This is a genomic window from Ruegeria sp. R14_0 (genome assembly GCF_017743975.1).
Classification (GTDB): Bacteria; Pseudomonadota; Alphaproteobacteria; order Rhodobacterales; family Rhodobacteraceae; genus Ruegeria.
This window is the reverse complement of sequence record NZ_JAGHRC010000001.1, coordinates 755,578-772,712: the sequence shown is the minus strand read 5'-3', so window position 1 is coordinate 772,712 and position 17,135 is coordinate 755,578. Positions and strand designations below refer to the sequence as shown.

At 58.9% G+C, this 17,135-nt stretch carries 15 protein-coding genes and 3 tRNA genes; 10 read left to right on the top strand and 8 right to left on the bottom strand.

The window, feature by feature from the left end:
• Positions 1-10 precede the first annotated feature (10 nt).
• Both gltX and gltA read left to right on the top strand, forming a co-directional pair.
• Entirely contained in the window at positions 11-1,411 is a 1,401-nt protein-coding gene (gltX, locus tag J7416_RS03835; protein ID WP_209223818.1) for a glutamate--tRNA ligase, read from the top strand.
• A 121-nt stretch (positions 1,412-1,532) separates the two neighbouring features.
• A complete protein-coding gene (gene gltA / locus J7416_RS03830; protein WP_209223224.1) occupies positions 1,533-2,828 on the top strand; it encodes a citrate synthase in 1,296 nt (431 codons plus the stop codon).
• Between the two features lie 54 nt (positions 2,829-2,882).
• On the opposite strand, the gene J7416_RS03825 is transcribed toward gltA, so the two are convergent.
• Positions 2,883-3,947, bottom strand: a complete 1,065-nt coding sequence (locus tag J7416_RS03825; RefSeq protein WP_209223222.1) for a PA0069 family radical SAM protein — start codon at positions 3,945-3,947, stop codon at positions 2,883-2,885.
• 290 nt (positions 3,948-4,237) lie between these two features.
• Here J7416_RS03825 and J7416_RS03820 point away from each other — a divergent pair, with 290 nt between their 5' ends.
• The 3 genes from J7416_RS03820 to J7416_RS03810 all read left to right on the top strand — a co-directional run bounded on the left by J7416_RS03820 (position 4,238) and on the right by J7416_RS03810 (position 6,860).
• Positions 4,238-4,936, top strand: coding sequence for a B12-binding domain-containing protein (locus J7416_RS03820; protein ID WP_170424530.1), 699 nt, complete (start codon positions 4,238-4,240; stop codon positions 4,934-4,936).
• A 145-nt stretch (positions 4,937-5,081) separates the two neighbouring features.
• Positions 5,082-6,116, top strand: a complete 1,035-nt coding sequence (locus J7416_RS03815; RefSeq protein ID WP_209223220.1) for a Hint domain-containing protein — start codon at positions 5,082-5,084, stop codon at positions 6,114-6,116.
• Positions 6,117-6,191: 75 nt separating this feature from the next.
• Positions 6,192-6,860, top strand: coding sequence for a DUF1638 domain-containing protein (locus J7416_RS03810; RefSeq protein ID WP_209223218.1), 669 nt, complete (start codon positions 6,192-6,194; stop codon positions 6,858-6,860).
• Positions 6,861-6,863: 3 nt separating this feature from the next.
• Here the strand turns inward: J7416_RS03810 and J7416_RS03805 are convergent, their stop codons facing one another.
• Positions 6,864-7,274 carry a SufE family protein gene (locus tag J7416_RS03805; protein ID WP_209223216.1) on the bottom strand — a complete coding sequence of 137 codons (411 nt, stop codon included), beginning with the start codon at positions 7,272-7,274 and terminating at the stop codon, positions 6,864-6,866.
• A 139-nt stretch (positions 7,275-7,413) separates the two neighbouring features.
• Here J7416_RS03805 and J7416_RS03800 point away from each other — a divergent pair, with 139 nt between their 5' ends.
• Positions 7,414-7,941, top strand: coding sequence for a hypothetical protein (locus tag J7416_RS03800; RefSeq protein ID WP_209223208.1), 528 nt, complete (start codon positions 7,414-7,416; stop codon positions 7,939-7,941).
• On the opposite strand, the gene rnd is transcribed toward J7416_RS03800, so the two are convergent.
• From rnd to purM, 3 genes are all read right to left on the bottom strand, one after another.
• On the bottom strand, positions 7,938-9,101 hold the full coding sequence (gene rnd, locus J7416_RS03795) for a ribonuclease D (protein ID WP_209223206.1): 1,164 nt from the start codon (positions 9,099-9,101) through the stop codon (positions 7,938-7,940). The genes J7416_RS03800 and rnd overlap by 4 nt on opposite strands.
• 119 nt (positions 9,102-9,220) lie before the next feature.
• Positions 9,221-9,817, bottom strand: coding sequence for a phosphoribosylglycinamide formyltransferase (gene purN / locus J7416_RS03790; RefSeq protein ID WP_209223204.1), 597 nt, complete (start codon positions 9,815-9,817; stop codon positions 9,221-9,223).
• On the bottom strand, positions 9,814-10,860 hold the full coding sequence (gene purM / locus J7416_RS03785; RefSeq protein WP_209223202.1) for a phosphoribosylformylglycinamidine cyclo-ligase: 1,047 nt from the start codon (positions 10,858-10,860) through the stop codon (positions 9,814-9,816). The genes purN and purM overlap by 4 nt, the downstream gene beginning before the upstream one ends.
• A 107-nt stretch (positions 10,861-10,967) precedes the next feature.
• Between purM and J7416_RS03780 the strand changes: the two genes are divergently transcribed.
• A tRNA-Ile gene (locus J7416_RS03780) sits at positions 10,968-11,044 on the top strand.
• 20 nt (positions 11,045-11,064) lie between these two features.
• Here the strand turns inward: J7416_RS03780 and J7416_RS03775 are convergent.
• Positions 11,065-12,384, bottom strand: a complete 1,320-nt coding sequence (locus J7416_RS03775; protein ID WP_209223200.1) for an ATP-binding protein — start codon at positions 12,382-12,384, stop codon at positions 11,065-11,067.
• 44 nt (positions 12,385-12,428) lie between these two features.
• On the opposite strand from J7416_RS03775, the gene J7416_RS03770 reads away from it, so the two are divergent.
• From J7416_RS03770 to J7416_RS03760, 3 genes are all read left to right on the top strand, one after another.
• The gene (locus J7416_RS03770) at positions 12,429-13,343 is read left to right on the top strand and encodes an MBL fold metallo-hydrolase (RefSeq protein ID WP_209223198.1); all 915 of its coding nucleotides are present in this window, start codon (positions 12,429-12,431) and stop codon (positions 13,341-13,343) included.
• Between the two features lie 76 nt (positions 13,344-13,419).
• Positions 13,420-13,494, top strand: a tRNA-Asn gene (locus J7416_RS03765).
• Between the two features lie 129 nt (positions 13,495-13,623).
• A tRNA-Asn gene (locus tag J7416_RS03760) sits at positions 13,624-13,698 on the top strand.
• A gap of 20 nt (positions 13,699-13,718) precedes the next feature.
• Here J7416_RS03760 and J7416_RS03755 read toward each other — a convergent pair.
• Both J7416_RS03755 and pgi read right to left on the bottom strand, forming a co-directional pair.
• Positions 13,719-15,338 (bottom strand): long-chain-fatty-acid--CoA ligase, encoded by a 1,620-nt coding sequence (locus J7416_RS03755; RefSeq protein ID WP_209223196.1) that lies wholly within the window; start codon positions 15,336-15,338, stop codon positions 13,719-13,721.
• Positions 15,339-15,518: 180 nt separating this feature from the next.
• On the bottom strand, positions 15,519-17,132 hold the full coding sequence (gene pgi / locus J7416_RS03750) for a glucose-6-phosphate isomerase (RefSeq protein WP_209223194.1): 1,614 nt from the start codon (positions 17,130-17,132) through the stop codon (positions 15,519-15,521).
• Positions 17,133-17,135: the final 3 nt, after the last annotated feature.

The window sequence follows — 17,135 nt, the reverse complement described above, 5'->3', positions numbered from 1 at the left end:
AATCCAAACAATGTCCGATCAGGTCGTCACTCGTTTCGCTCCGTCTCCTACCGGTTTTCTGCATATCGGCGGCGCGCGCACCGCGCTGTTCAACTGGCTCTATGCCCGTGGCCGGGGCGGCAAGTTCCTGCTGCGGATTGAAGACACCGATCGCGAGCGTTCGACCCCGGAAGCCACGGCTGCGATCCTGCAAGGGATGGAGTGGCTGGGCCTGGATCACGACGGCGATGTGATCAGCCAGTTTGAAGGGGCCACACGGCATGCAGAAGTGGCGCATCAGTTGTTGGCCGAGGGTAAGGCATACAAGTGCTTCTCGACGCAGGATGAAATCACCACCTTCCGCGAGCAAGCGCGCGCCGAGGGTAAATCGACGCTGTTCCGCAGTCCCTGGCGCGATGCAGATCCGTCCACCCACCCGGTCGCGCCTTACGTGATCCGCATCAAGGCGCCGCAGGACGGCACAACCGTCATCCGGGATCAGGTCCAGGGTGACGTGACCATTCGCAACGATCAGTTGGACGACATGATCCTGCTGCGCTCGGACGGTACGCCTGTCTATATGCTCGCCGTAGTGGTCGATGACCATGACATGGGCGTGACCCATGTGATCCGTGGCGACGACCACCTGAACAACGCCGCGCGCCAGATGATGATCTATGAGGCCATGGGGTGGGATGTCCCGGTCTGGGCGCATATCCCGCTGATCCACGGACCGGACGGAAAGAAGCTGTCCAAGCGCCACGGCGCATTGGGCGCGCAGGAGTATCAGGCCATGGGCTACCCGGCTGCCGGGATGCGCAACTATCTGGCCCGTTTGGGCTGGAGCCACGGCGACGATGAGTTCTTTACTGACGCGCAAGCCAAAGAGTGGTTCGATCTGGATGGAATCGGCAAAAGCCCTGCCCGGTTCGATCTGAAAAAGCTGGAAAACCTGTGCGGACAACACATCGCGGTCGCCGATGATGCTGCACTGCGGCAAGAGATTGAAGCGTATCTGGAAGCCGCCAATTTGCCTAACCTCACGGAAACACAATCGGGTGATCTGGAACGTGCGATGTATTGCCTCAAGGATCGGGCGCGCACATTCCCGGAACTGCTTGAAAAAGCGCACTTTGTTTTGGCATCCCGCCCTATCGAGTCCGACGAGAAAGCGGCGAAGGCGCTGGCTTCAGTATCCGATGGTATACTGAAAGAATTGACGCCGCATGTGCAAAATGCTAGCTGGACCCGAGACGAACTGGAGCAAACCCTCAATTCGTTTGCAGAAGCGAAAGGGGTTAAGTTCGGCAAACTGGCAGGTCCGTTGCGGGCCGTGTTGGCAGGTCGGGCAGTGACGCCTTCGGTTTTTGACATGATGCTTGTGTTGGGGAAGGAAGAAACCCTTGCACGGCTTTCTGACGCAGCGACGTAAACCCAAGCTTCATATTTGGGTAACGCTGCTCCGCTAACACCCGGACTGCGCGCCCGCGCGCAGCCGTTGCCCGCAGCGTCGGACAGCGATCCGACATGCGCAAGAATGAGGAAGGGACACTATGACCGACAGTAATAAAACAGCCACTCTGACAGTCCATGGTGAAACGTACGAGTTGCCGGTTCATTCTCCGACCGCCGGTCCTGACGTAATCGACATCCGCAAGCTGTACGGCGATGCCGGCGTGTTCACGTATGACCCCGGTTTTACGTCGACCGCAAGCTGTGACAGCACCATCACCTACATCGACGGCGAAAAAGGTGAGCTGCTGCACCGCGGTTATCCAATCGACCAGCTGGCCGGAAAATCGCATTTCCTGGAAGTCTGCTATCTGCTGCTGTACGGAGAGCTGCCGCAGGCCAAAGACCTTGAGCAGTTCGAAACCACCATCACCCGCCACACCATGCTGCACGAGCAGATGCAGTATTTCTATCGCGGTTTCCGTCGTGACGCGCACCCGATGGCGATTATGGTGGGTGTGGTTGGCGCGATGTCGGCCTTCTATCACGACTCAACCGATATCTCTGACCCGCATCAGCGTGAGGTTGCCTCGCACCGCCTGATTGCCAAGATGCCGACAATTGCCGCATGGGCCTTCAAGTACCATACCGGCCAGCCCTTCGTGTACCCGCGCAACGATCTGGACTATGCATCCAACTTCCTGCGCATGTGCTTTAGCGTTCCGGCCGAAGAGTATGAGGTCAACCCAATCCTCAGCCGTGCGATGGACCGTATCTTCACCCTGCACGCGGATCACGAGCAGAACGCCTCGACCTCGACCGTGCGTCTGGCGTCGTCCTCGGGCGCAAACCCGTTCGCCTGTATCGCAGCCGGTATCGCCTGCCTGTGGGGTCCTGCCCACGGCGGCGCAAACCAGGCATGCCTCGAGATGCTGGAAGAGATCGGTTCGGTGGATCGCATCCCCGAATTTATCGAACGCGCCAAAGACAAGAATGACCCGTTCCGCCTGATGGGCTTTGGTCACCGTGTCTACAAGAACTTCGACCCGCGCGCGAAAGTCATGAAGCAATCGGCGGACGAAGTGCTGGATCTGCTGGGCATTGAAGACAACCCGAAACTGCAGGTCGCAAAGGCGCTGGAAAAGCAGGCGCTGGAAGATCCGTATTTCGCCGAGAAGAAACTGTTCCCGAACGTCGACTTCTATTCGGGCATCATCCTCGAAGCGATGGGTTTCCCGACATCCATGTTCACCCCGATCTTTGCACTGTCGCGCACCGTTGGCTGGGTCAGCCAGTGGAAAGAGATGATTGCGGACCCTCAGAACAAGATCGGCCGTCCGCGTCAGCTGTATCTGGGCGAAACCACACGCGATTACGTGGATATCGAAAACCGCTGATCATCGGTGACATTTTCGCAGCGCCCCAGACCTTGGTCCGGGGCGTTTTTCGTTTCAAAACAGGCTTAACTGGTCACCGGCCTGAGCGGGTTTGGCAAACAGATCGCACCGCAAGGGCGCTGTCTTTGTCATCAATTCCAGACGTTTCACCGCCAACCGGAACCGCTTGGACACCAGTTCCGCATACTCTCCTTCGCCACGCATGCGGTGCCCCCAGCGCGGGTCATAATCCCGCCCCCCGTGCATTTCGCGCAGCTTGGACATGACTTTCTCGGCCCGTGCTGGTTCATGTTCGTGCAGCCACGCTTGCCATAATTCCGACACCTCACGCGGCAGGCGCAGCATGATCCAACTGGCGGAATCGGCCCCGGCCTCTCGCCCCGCTTCCAGCAGGCTTTCCAGCTCATGATCGGTCAGCCCTGGTATGAGGGGCGAGGTCATGACACGCACCGGCACGCCCGCTTGGGTCAACCGCCTGATCGCTGCCAACCGGCGTGCGGGCGAAGGCGCGCGCGGCTCCATCCGCCGGGACAAATCCGGGTTCAACGTCGTCAGCGAAATACCAACCCGCACAAGCCCCAGCCGCGCCATTGGGGCCAGAATGTCCAAATCCCTCTCAACCAAGGTGCCTTTGGTTACGATTGCCACAGGATGTTGAAATGCTTGAAGAACCTGCAAGCACTCCCGAGTGATCTCAAGGCGTTTCTCGACCGGCTGGTAGGGATCGGTGTTGGTCCCCATCGCAAGTGTCGCCACCTTGTATCGCGGGGCTGATAGCTCTTTCCGCAGAACGTCGGCCGCGTTTGGCCGAGCAATCAGCCGGGTTTCGAAATCCAATCCCGGCGAAAGCCCCAGATAGGCATGGCTGGGACGCGCGAAACAGTAGACGCACCCATGTTCGCAGCCGCGATACGGGTTGATCGAGCGATCGAACGGCAAGTCGGGCGAACGGTTGTAGGTGATCACACTGCGCGCAACCTCTTCGCGCACTTCAGTCCTAAGTGGGGGCAACTCTTCTTCTGGTGCCCACCCGTCGTCGCAGGCCACCGTCGCAAACCGTTCGAATCTACCTGTTTCGTTGCTGGCCACACCGCGGGCCTTGATCTCGTGCGCAGGCATATTTGTTCCCGTTATGTTCCAACCCCATCAGTCTTAACCTCCCAACGCGCTTGCAACAAGCAAAACTGGCTGCCCTGCCCTTTGCACCCAACTGAGGTTTTCGCCCGGATGTGAACGGATTGCAGGATGTTGTTGCAGAAAATTCCATCGTGATCGCAAACAATTTGACATATACGTCGGTCCCGGAGCCGCCGAGGTCGCAATCGTCACAGTCTTACTGCGACGAAATGGCCAAAACGGAAAAAATGCCACCACGGGCCAACGGTCCGCTCAGCACAGGGAAATGCCCCATGTCCGATGAAGAAGACATCGTCCTGTCCGAACTGAATGACGACGAACTCGTCGAACAGATGTTCGACGATCTTTATGACGGCCTGAAAGAAGAGATCGAAGAAGGTGTGAACATCCTGCTGGAACGCGGATGGACCCCCTATGATATCCTGACCAAGGCTCTGGTCGGTGGCATGACCATCGTGGGCCATGACTTCCGCGACGGCATCCTGTTCGTTCCCGAAGTGCTGCTGGCCGCGAACGCGATGAAGGGCGGTATGGCGATCCTCAAGCCTCTGCTGGCCGAAACCGGCGCGCCACGTGTTGGCAAGATGGTGATCGGCACCGTGAAAGGCGACATCCACGACATCGGCAAGAACCTTGTGTCGATGATGATGGAAGGCGCCGGTTTCGAAGTCGTAGATATCGGCATCAACAATCCGGTCGAAAACTACCTGGAAGCGCTGGAAACCGAACAGCCCGACATTCTGGGCATGTCCGCCCTGCTGACCACAACGATGCCTTACATGAAGGTGGTCATTGACACGTTGGTCGAACAGGGCTTGCGCGAAGACTACATCGTGTTGGTCGGCGGCGCGCCTCTGAACGAGGAATTCGGCAAGGCCATCGGTGCCGACGCATATTGCCGCGACGCCGCAGTTGCGGTGGAAACTGCCAAAGAGTTTGTATCGCGCAAGCACAACCAACTGGCTGGTTGATGCCCCTAGATACTTTTTGGGTGGGCCGTCCATATTGGACGGCCCTTTAACTTTCCTGAGAGCCAATGACCGTTGGAGACAACGGCCTTTACAAATTTTCAATAGTGTTCTTACTACACGATGTTAAACAAGTTTCGAGGTTCCCGTGCCAACCACCTTTACGGCCATTTCACTTGGCGTTCTTCCAGATATTGACACCACAGAAGGCAACAACGTTGCCGAAAATGCTTCGGCGCTTGTCGGACTGACTTTCGGCGGGACCGGTGACGCCCTTCTGGCCGATGCTGTCACATGGAGCCCCGTCCAAGTATTTGGCGGCGTCTACGACATGGATGGCTCCCCGACAGAGCAGTTTTCGATCAACGGCGGCCCCGCACAGACGTTTGATGGCACCTCCATCTACAACGCGACAATTACTTACATCGACGGAACGACGGCCAACATTTCGGCGGTCGTGGCTCAGGACTTAGACGGCAACACGTATCTGATGCCCGAGTTTTCCGACAACGCCGATCAAACGGCATTGGAAGCCGGACCAATTCAATCCATCACCTTTAACAGTGTCCAAGGGAATTCTTTTTCTGGCCTCACGGCGGACCGTGAGACTTGGGATCTTGTTACCTGCTTTACAACCGGAACTCTTATTGAAACGGCCAAAGGCCCCATTGCCGTGCAAGACCTCCGCGCAGGCGATAGAATCCGAACGCTGGATCGTGGTATGCAAACGCTGCGTTGGGTCGGGCAACGTACGGTTCGCGCAACCGGAGCGTTTGCCCCGGTCCTGATCAAAAAGGGCGCGCTCGGCAATGATCGCGATCTTTTGGTCTCGCAACAGCACAGAATGTTGATCAGCGACTGGCGGGTCGAGCTGCACACCGGCCACCCCGAAGCACTTGCTCCGGCGAGACAGTTGGTCAATGGCCACGATATCGTCATGCAGTCCGGCGGTTTGGTGACCTACTACCACCTGATGTTCGACCAGCATGAACTGATTTGGGCCGAAGGCTGTCTGAGCGAAAGCTTTCATCCTGGCATTCAGGCGTGGAACAGTTTTGAGGATGCCACCCGGCAGGAAATCCTGGCGCTGTTCCCTGAACTGGCCGATCGGGGGATCACAGCCTACGGCCCCCCTGCCCGCCCGTCTCTGCTGTCATTTGAAACCCGGGCGTCGGTGGCCTGACACGCGATGTCGGAACCGGGCTTGCTCTGACCCGGCTTTCGTCCTTTGATGCTGCTACCTTTCAGGGAACGAACCATGCAGCAAAACAGCACTCCGGATGACGACAGCCTGACGACGCAGGGCTTTACCGAACAAGGTCAGACCGGCCGCATCTTGCTGCTGGCCTGCGGTGCCTTGGCGCGCGAAATCCTGCATCTGAAACAACGCAATGGTTGGGATCACATGAGCCTGACCTGTCTACCAGCCATTCTGCACGTGTACCCTGAACGGATCACCCAAGCCGTCGAGGAGGCCGTCGCAAAACATCGCCAAAACTATGACCAGATCTTCGTAGTCTACGCGGATTGCGGCACCGGAGGGTTATTGCAAAAGGCCTGCCAGGACATGGGGGTCGAGATGATCAAGGGCCCGCATTGCTATTCTTTCTTCGAAGGAAATCAGGCCTTTGAGGAACATGGCGAGGATGAAACCACCGCGTTTTACCTGACCGACTTTTTGGCCCGCCAGTTCGACGCCTTTGTGTGGAAACCTCTGGGCCTGGATCGCCATCCTGAATTGCGGGATATGTACTTCGGAAACTACACAAAGCTTGTCTACCAGGCCCAGACAGACGACGCTGACCTGACCGCCCGCGCCCGGGAATGCGCGGACAGGATGGGTTTGTCGTTCGAACGTCGGTTCACCGGTTATGGAGACTTGGAAACCACGCTGGCCGAGTGGGCCACCCGCGCGAACACAGCCTGAGTGTCAGGCGTTTTCCTGCGCGACCTCACGAATACGCTCGATCATCGACCGCAGCCCGTTTGACCGCTGCGCGGACAGGTGGTCGTTCAAACCCAGCCGCGCCAGTTCGCCTCCGGCGTCGACCTTGGGAACCTCAGCCACCGGCAAGCCGTTATACAACGACCGCAGCACTGCAATCAGACCACGCACGATCAATGCGTCGCTATCACCGTCAAAGCGGAAAACGCCCCCTTCGATTACAGCATGCAACCACACCTGACTGGCGCAGCCGTGCACCTTGGTGGCCGGCACTTTGAACGCATCATCCAGCGGCTCCATCGCCTTGCCCTGTTCGATGACATGGCGATACCGGTCTTCCCAGTCATCCAGAAACTCGAAATCCTCGACGATGTCCTCAAAGGCGGGCGTTGCCATGTCGCGGCGGTCCTTCTTGTTGCGTTCACATCTGTGACCTATGCCTCTGTTGGGCACCTGTCCAGCCCTGCCGTGGGTTTTCAAACTTTGGAAAGTGCGATAACCCATTGCTCAAATTACTTCTCTGAGCTTTGGGGCCATGAAAAAATCAATTCCTCTTCTGATGGTCGGCACTCTGGCATTGGCTGCCTGCAGCGGGTGGAGCGAGTCACGTGTGAATCCAACCAACTGGTTCGGTTCCAGCACGCCTGCCCCAGCCGAAACTGCGCCTGCAAATGATGCCAATGCCCTCATCCCTGAACAGCGCGAAAGATCTGGGTTGTTTAGTCGACCAGACGAAGAATTGATCGGGTTCCCCATAACCCGCGTTGATGAACTGCGGATCGAACCCACCCCATCCGGTGCGATCGTTTATGCCACCGGCACGGCGGCGCGGCAGGGGGCGTACAACGCCCGCCTCGTCAAAGTGGACAACCCGGAAAACGCCAAAAACGGTGTGGTGGAATACACGTTCGAGGTCAGCTACCCCGACTACGCAACCAACCAGGGCACTGAGAGGTCGCGACAGGTCACGGATGCGGTGAATATTGGCGCGAAGGAGTTGGGCAGTGTCCGCCTGGTCCGCGTACGTGCCGAGCAGAATGCGCTGGAATCGCGCCGCCGTTAACCTGGCAGCGCAACGACCTTGACTGCTTGCCCTTTGGCGGCCAGAGCGATCTTGCCGTCGCACAGTTTCAGGGCGTCTTCTCCAAACACCTCAAAGCGCCAGCCGGACATCGACGGAAGCTCGCGTTCGCCTGCGGCCAGTTGATCCAGTTCCGAGCTGGTTGCGATCAGCTTGGCGGCCACGCCCGAGCTTTCGGTTTTGGACTTAAGCAAGACGCGCAGCAGATCGGCCAGCGCCGGATTGACCTTGAGCTTGTCGCGACTGTTATCCACGCGCGGCAGTTGGTCCGCGGGGCAGTTCACACCACGTTTCACAGCGGCCAGAATACCTTCGGCAATTGCACCTTTACGGGCCTCGCGCAGCAACAGGCGTGACCCACCCAGATCAGAAGGTGTTTTGGGTTTGGTCGAAGCCAGCTCGATCAGGGCGTCATCTTTGAACACCCGGCTGCGCGGTACATTGTTGTCCTGCGCATAGCCCTCGCGGAACTGCGCAAGTTCGCGCACCACAGCCAGAAACTTGGCCGAGTTGGTCCGGGTTTTCACCCGCTTCCACGCATCTTCGGGGCGGATGATATAGGTTCCGGGTTCGGTCAGAGTGCGCAGTTCTTCGGACACCCAATGGCTGCGCTGCGACTTTTTCAGCTGCGCCGAAAGGTACTCATAAATCTGACGCAAATGCGTCACGTCTGCCAGCGCATAGGTCTTTTGTGCCTCCGACAGCGGTCGGCGCGACCAGTCGGTAAAGCGCGAGGTCTTGTCGACCCCCTGCTTACAGATTTTGCGCACCAGCGTTTCATAGCCGACCTGCTCACCAAACCCACAGACCATCGCGGCGACCTGTGTGTCGAACAGAGGTTTGGGAAAGACCGCAGCCTCGACCCAGAAAATCTCAAGATCCTGCCGCGCTGCGTGGAACACTTTGACAACGCTCTCATCGCGGAACAGATCGTAAAGTGGGTCGAGCGACAAACCGTCGGCCAGCGGGTCCACAAGAACCGCACTGTCCTCGTCCTCGGACGGGACAGCCAACTGCACCAAACAGAGTTTTGAATAGTAAGTCCGTTCGCGCAGAAACTCTGTATCTACGGTGACATAGTCATATTCCGCCGCGGCCTTACAAAACTCGGCCAGCTCTTGCGTCGTTGTCAGGGTTTTCATGCGCGCTGCTGTTCTTGCTCTTGTTCTCAGTGGCGGTTCATCGTCCGTTGACTGCCGTACCCCGCCGTATTGGCGACCATAGGCCGATTATGACGGGCGTGTAAATCACCCTGAGACGTTCAGGGCAGCAACACCGGAGTCCGATCCCCACTGGCGTAACGGCGCAACACTGCGGGGTAGAGTTTATGCTCCCAAACCAACACACGGGCCGCCAAAGCGTCGGGCGTGTCGTCAGCTTCGATATCCACTCGCGCTTGCCCAAGGATCGGGCCGTCATCCAGCGCAGCGGTGACTTCGTGAACGGAACACCCGTGTTCAGCATCGCCCGCCTCAATTGCGCGAGCATGGGTGTTGAGGCCTTTGTACTTGGGCAACAGCGACGGGTGGATGTTCAGCATCCTGCCCTGAAAGCGCGAGACAAAATCGCCAGTCAGTACCCGCATGAACCCGGCAAGGCATACGATGTCGGGCTGGGCCTGCTCCAATGGTTTCAGCAACTCGGCCTCGAACGCGGCGCGGTCACCTTTGAAGGGGCGGTGATCGACCGCTGCTGTTGCAATGCCACGGTCGGCTGCTTTTTTCAGACCACCTGCATTGGGGTCATTGGACAGGACCAGACAGGGTCGCGCCGGGTGGTCACCGATCATGCTGTCGACCAGCGACACCATGTTCGAACCACCGCCGGAAATCAGGATTGCGACGCGCTTGTGGCTCACAACAGTTTGCCCGAATAGGCCATGCCTGCTGTGTCCGTGATAGAGCCGATCCGCGATACGTTTTCACCGGCGTCGGCCAGCAAAGCAGCCAGATCGTCAGCACGCTCTGCGTCACAGACGACAATCATGCCGATGCCACAGTTGAAGGTCTTCAGCATCTCGGCCTCGGCAATGCCACCGGTTTCCGCCATCCAGCGGAAGACGGGGGGCAGCTCCCACGCGGTCAGATCAATCTCGGCGCCCAGTCCTTCGGGCAAAACGCGCGGCAGGTTTTCGGTCAGGCCACCGCCGGTAATGTGGGCCAGCGCATGAACGCCACCCGCACGGATCGCTTGCAAGGCCTGTTTCACATACAGCCTTGTGGGTGTCAGCAGCGCCTCACCCAGCGTACCGTCGCCAAAGGGCGACGCAGCATCCCAACCCAGGCCCGAGATCTCGACCAGTTTGCGCACCAGCGAATACCCGTTCGAGTGCACCCCGTTCGAGCCCAGCCCCAACAGTACATCGCCCGCCTTTACGCCTGCCGGCAGATGCGCGCCACGTTCCATCGCACCGACCGAGAACCCGGCCAGATCGAAATCTCCATCCGGGTACATGCCCGGCATCTCCGCCGTCTCGCCACCGATCAAGGCGCAACCGGATTGCACGCAGCCTTCCGCGATACCTTCGATGATCCGTGCAGCAGTATCTGTATCAAGTTTGCCGGTCGCAAAATAGTCGAGGAAAAACAGAGGCTCGGCACCTTGGCAAATCAGGTCGTTCACGCACATGGCCACCAAATCGATGCCCACACCGTCAACGACACCGGTATCAATGGCAATCCGCAGCTTGGTCCCCACACCATCGGTGGCGCCAACCAGGATTGGGTCTTCGTAACCGGCCCCTTTCAGGTCGAACAGAGCGCCAAAGCCACCCAGCCCGCTCATCACGCCCGAACGGTCGGTGCGTTTGGCGGCAGGCTTGATCCGGTCGACCAGAGCATTCCCCGCATCAATATCAACGCCCGCATCGGCATAGGTGATTCCGTTCTTGCCCGTCGTCATGGCCAGCCCCTTATGAATGGTTCCCGCGCGGGTTATTCGATTGTGGGACATGTTGCAACGGTCAGGCTTGACGCGGGCGATCACCGTGGTACTCAAAGCGCCTAGGCGGGCCTGTAGCTCAATTGGTTAGAGCAGAGCGCTCATAACGCTTTGGTTGCGGGTTCAAGTCCTGCCGGGCCTACCAAATTCACCGTCTGACCTGATTTAGCGCCCGATAATAATGTCGGCGCAGAGGCCGCCCAGCCGTTCACTTTTTCCAAGACGCAGCACGCCGCCATGCGCGCGCGCGATGTCCGCCACGATCGCCAGCCCCAGCCCTACTCCGCTGCCCTGATTCTGATTGCGGGCGGGATCCAGGCGAGAAAAGGGTTTCACCGCCTCGGTACGCTGTTCAGGCGGGATGCCCGGCCCGTCATCTTCAACCCGGATTCGCAGGGTTTTGGCTGACATCGACATACTGATTTCGGCCCGATTCCCATACCGCACCGCGTTGCCGATGAGATTCTCAACCGCGCGGCGAATTGCAGTTGGGCGCAGCATCGCGGTGCCCTCACCCTCGACCGAGACCAGTTCAGCCTGGTGCCCTGCCCGTTGTGCGTCGTCTATGATTTGGCGCAGCAATACTTCGGGTTTGACGGCTTCGGGCGACCCTTCGGCAGCCCCGCGCGAGAAATCAAGAAAGGCGTCCAGCAGCAACTGCATCTCATCCACGTCCTGCTGCAGCGGTGCGGCGTCATCTTCGGGCAGCATGGACAGCCCCAGTTTGAGGCGCGTTAGCGGCGTTCGCAGATCGTGGCTGACACCCGACAACATCATCGTCCGCTGCTCCATCTGACGTTCGATCCGTGCGCGCATCTCCAGAAACGCACTGCCCGCAGCGCGAACTTCGATCGCCCCACCGGGCGAATATGGCACCACCCGGCCCCGCCCAAAGGCCTGTGCCGCGTCGGCAAGGCGGGTGATGGGGCGCAACTGATTGCGCATATAGAGAAACGAGATCGAGGTCATAACAACAGCAAAAAACACCATCGTCACAATCAACTGGTGCGGAGCAGCGGGCGACAGACGGCGACGATCCAGGGTCACCTGCAACAGGCCCAAATCGGTCTCAAGGTACAACCGGGCCTCATCCCCTGAGGGCAACGCGACAGAGACCAAATCGGGCAGTTCCGCGCGCAAATTGCTTTCGACCTGCGGCGCGATAAAATCGTACCAGCGGCGTCGTTCTGTCGCCGGGTCCTGTGCGGTATCGACAAAGCGGGCCTTCATGTCCAACGCCGCCACGTCCAGCCGAATGGCGGCCAGCGCCTGTTGCTGAGTCTCGGCCCCATCCATCGTTTCGAGCAGCAGCAGAACTTCACGCGTTGCGCTCTTGGTCATCTGTGCGGTGACGTCTTCAAGATGCTTTTGCAGAAAGGCGATGCCAACGACAAGCAGCAGCACGACAACCGGCAAAACCAGAATCAGTGCTGCCCGGGCATAGAGGCTGCGCGGCATATATCGTTTGAGCCATTGACTGGACATGCGCTAAACCTAACGAGCTGATCCGCCAAGAGAAAGAGCACAGAATGCAGGCGCCTGACGATTTCAACCCACCTGTCGGTCAAGCAATCGAATTGCAGCCGGGATTGCACCGTATACTTGCACCAAACCCATCCCCGATGACCTATCGGGGCACCAACACCTATTTGGTAGGCGAGCGCGACCTGGCGGTTATCGATCCTGGCCCCCTGAGCGAACCGCATCTCGAGGCGATTCTGAGTGCGTTGCGGCCGGGTCAGCGCATCAGCCACATCGTGGTCACCCACAGCCATCTGGACCACTCTCCCCTTGCCGCCCCACTGGCGGAACGCACGAGCGCACCGATTCTGGCCTATGGCGGACCACAGGCGGGACGCAGCGCGGTCATGACGCAGCTGGCACAGCAGGGTCTGGCCGGTGGCGGCGAAGGGATAGACACCGCGTTCCGCCCCCATATCGAGGTCACCGATGGCGAGCTTATCGACGGTGACGGCTGGCAGCTTGAGGTCATCCATACGCCGGGCCATTTGGGCAACCATATCGCTCTGGCGTGGGGTGACGTTTGCTTTACCGCAGATCACGTTATGGGCTGGGCCAGTTCCCTGGTCTCACCACCGGACGGAGATCTGACGGATTTCATGCAAGCCTGCCACAAGTTGCAAGCACGCGATTGGTCGGTGTTTCACGCAGGTCACGGCGCACCCATCACGGATCCCGCTGAGCGGCTGGAATGGCTGATCGCACACCGGCTGACGCGCGAGGCGCAGATCCTGGCCGCGCTGGAAGATCAACCCAGAACCGCCCGGCAACTGGCCGAGCGCATCTATACTGAAACACCGGCAGCATTGCTTCCGGCGGCCGAGCGCAATGTGTTTGCGCATCTTGTTGATCTTTATGGTAAATCAAAGATTTCAACACACGAGGATCTGTCTGTCGATGCCAAGTTTGTTCGTGCGGCCTAGCGGTTTGAAATTTTTTGCCGTTTGGTGCAGTTCCCCTCTGGACGGCAAAAATACAGGTTGTTATACGCCCCTCAGTTCCGGCGTAGCTCAGCGGTAGAGCAGTTGACTGTTAATCAATTGGTCGTAGGTTCGATCCCTACCGCCGGAGCCAAATTCCCCTAAAATCAAGCTCTTTGGCACCACCCCAGTAAGGTGTTTTTCCCTTGGAACTTTTTCGTCGAAAAAAATTACGCGCCCCTCTGGACGCCGCAGAAACAGGTTGCTATACGGCGCGAACCGTTCCGGCGTAGCTCAGCGGTAGAGCAGTTGACTGTTAATCAATTGGTCGTAGGTTCGATCCCTACCGCCGGAGCCATTTTCACCTCGATTTGGCACTCACCCCATCAGGGCGTCCTCGAAATCCGCGCGCAGATTGCGCTTTAGGATTTTGCCAGTCGCATTCAACGGCAACGCATCCACAAAGACGACCTTGTCCGGCACCTGCCACTTGGCGATCTTGCCGTCGAAAAAGGCGAGCAACTCATCTTCACTTGGGTCTTCACCTTCGGCTTTTACTGCCACCAGCAAAGGACGTTCATCCCATTTCGGATGGGGCACTCCGACAACAGCTGCCGTGGCGAGTTTCGGGTGCGCAACGGCTATGTTTTCCAACTCGACCGAGCTGATCCATTCCCCGCCTGACTTGATAATATCCTTCGACCGATCGCGGATCGTCATATACCCGTCGGGATCAAGCGTGGCGACATCGCCGGTGGCGAACCAACCGTCCTGCAGCAATCCTTCGTCCTGCAATTGGAAATAGCTGTCCAGCACCCAATGCCCCCGCACCAGCAGGTCGCCTTGCGTATCACCGTCATTGGGCAGATCGTTGCCGTCATCATCTACGATCTTCAGCTCGACACCATAAGGCGGACGGCCCTGGCTTTCGCGCAGCTTGTGTTGCTCTTCCAGCGGCAGGTCAAAGTGTTTGGCCATCGGGTTGTTCGTTGTGCCCAGCGGGCTCATCTCGCTCATGCCCCAGGCGTGGACGGTATCCACGCCATAGGTTTCGCGGAAGGTTTCAATCATCGACGGCGGGCATGCGGCACCGCCAATCACAGTGCGCGCAAGACTGTCCAGCTTGCTGCCCGATTGCGCGGCATAGGCCAGCAACCCCTGCCAGATCGTCGGAACCCCCATGGCAAGCGTCACGCCGTAGGTGTCGATCAGTTTCACCAGAGCTTCACCGTGCAGATCAGGCCCCGGCAGCACCATGCGCGAGCCGGACATGGCGCAGGCATACGGGGACCCCCACGCGTTTACATGGAACATCGGCACCACCGGCAGTACCACATCCATGGCCGAAAACCCGATTACATCGCAGGTGTTCGAGCCGAAGCTGTGCAGAACGGTAGACCGATGAGAATAGAGAACCCCTTTGGGATTGCCCGTTGTGCCCGAGGTATAGCAAAGGCTGGACGCAGTGTTTTCGTCGAAGCTGGGCCATTGGAAATCGTCATCCCCGGTTTCGATCAACTCGTCATAGAACACAACATCAGGGATTTGCGCGATGGCATCCTCGTTCCTGGGACCCATCAGAACGAAATGGCGCACTTCGGTCAGGTGTTCATGCAGCCCCGCGACCAGCGGGATGAACGTGGCATCAAAGAACAGAACCCGGTCCTTGGCGTGGTTGATGATATACGTCAGTTGCTCGGGGAAAAGGCGTGGGTTCACCGTATGGCAGACGAACCCCGCGCCCGAGGTGGCATAGTAAATCTCAAGGTGCCGCCGGTTGTTCCAGGCGAGCGTTCCAACGCGGTCTTGTGGTTCAAGACCCAGCTTCGTCAGCGCGGACCCCAGCTTGCGCGCGTTCTGCGCCACCTGTGCCCAATTGGTTTCGGTGACCGTTCCATCGGTTTCGACCGAGTAAATCTCAGTCTGGCCGTGATAGCGTTCGGCGTGATCAATCAGCGACGAGATCAGCAAAGGCTGCGTCATCATCTGTCCCAGCATGGACATCCTCCCTTTGTCAGCACCGCCTGCGTTGGGCCGCACTGTCTACTTGCCCGGAACACCTAGTTCGCTTTCGCGGGTTGTTCAGAGCTCTCCCTAGGGTACGACCCTGCCAATCATTTAATTGTCTGACAATAAAAGAATGCAGCCTTCCTTTACGGCAGGCCGCTAAAAAACGCGTTACTGGTCGCGATGGCGCATTGCATAGGCAACCAGCGCCGCGGTCGAGCCATCCTTGCCGGATGCGCTCTCTTCCCCGTTCACAATCGGTCCCAACGAGGTGGCCAGCTCTTTGCCCAGTTCAACGCCCCATTGGTCGAACGAGTTGATGCCCAGCAGAACGCCCTCGACGAATACGCGATGTTCATACAGCGCAATGATCTGGCCCAGCACAAAAGGTGTGAGTTTGGGGTACATCAGCGTCGTGGATGGCCTGTTGCCCGGGAAAACACGGTGGCGGGCCTGACGTTCCAACTCATCCCCCTGCAAGCCTTTTGCCTCCATCCGCTGGCGTGCTTCGCCCAGGGATCGGCCACGCATCAGCGCCTCGGACTGGGCAAGGCAGTTGGCCAGCAACAAGCGGTGGTGATGCGTCAATTCGGGCTCATGCCCTTCGGCGGCCACCATGAATTCGCAGGGGATCACGTCAGTGCCCTGATGGATCAGCTGATAGAACGCATGCTGCCCATTTGTGCCCGGCTCGCCCCAGACCACAGGGCCTGAGGGAACCGTCAGCGAGCTGCCGTCCATCGCCACGGATTTGCCGTTCGACTCCATTTCGAGCTGCTGGAAATAGGCAGGCAAGCGCAGCAGGCGTTGATCGTAAGGCAGCACGGCTCGGCTTGCATGACCCAGCACCTGACGGTGCCACACACCGACCAGAGCCAGCATCACCGGCATATTCTCGGTCCAATCGGCGGCGCGGAAATGCACATCCATCGCCTGCCCGCCCCGCAGGAATGCATCAAAGGCATTCGATCCGACCGCGATCATCACCGGCAGACCCACGGGTCCCCAAACCGAATAGCGCCCGCCGACCCAGTCGGCGAAACCGAACACGCGATCCTCGGGGATGCCAAAGGCTTGCGTTTTGTCCAGCGCACTGGAAACAGCAGCAAACTGTTTGGCGGGGTCGCCCCCACCATCCTCCATCCAGGCGCGCGCGGTGCGGGCATTGGTCATGGTCTCGATGGTCGTGAAGGTCTTGGAGGCGACGATCACCAGCGTCCGCGTCGGATCAAGCTGACGCAGCGTGTCGGCAATATGCGCACCATCCACGTTGGACACGTAATGCAGCCTTGGCCCGTCATGATAAGGAGCCAGTGCATGGGTCGCCATGACCGGCCCAAGATCCGAACCGCCAATGCCGATATTCACCACGTCGGTGAAACCGCCCCCGACCCCGGCGACCGCGCCGCCGCGCACCTCTTCGGCGAAGACACGCATGCGCTGCAACGTGTCCAACACGTCCGGCATGACGTCCAGCCCGTCGACTTCGACCGGTCCGCCGTCCAGATTGCGCAAAGCGGTGTGCAGAACCGCCCGCCCTTCGGTTTCGTTGATCTTTTCCCCGTCGAACATCGCTGCTCGACGCTCGGCCAAACCGGCCGCGTCACACAGGGCGATCAGGGCCCTGCGCACCTCATCGGTGATCTGAGTTTTGGAATAGTCGAACAGCAAATCACCGGTCGAGGTCGCGAACCCTTGAGCCCGGTCGGTGTCGCCTTCGAACAGGCTCAGGATCGATTGGCTTTCTGCTTGGGATGCCAAGGCCTTTAGTTGGGTCAACTGCATCTG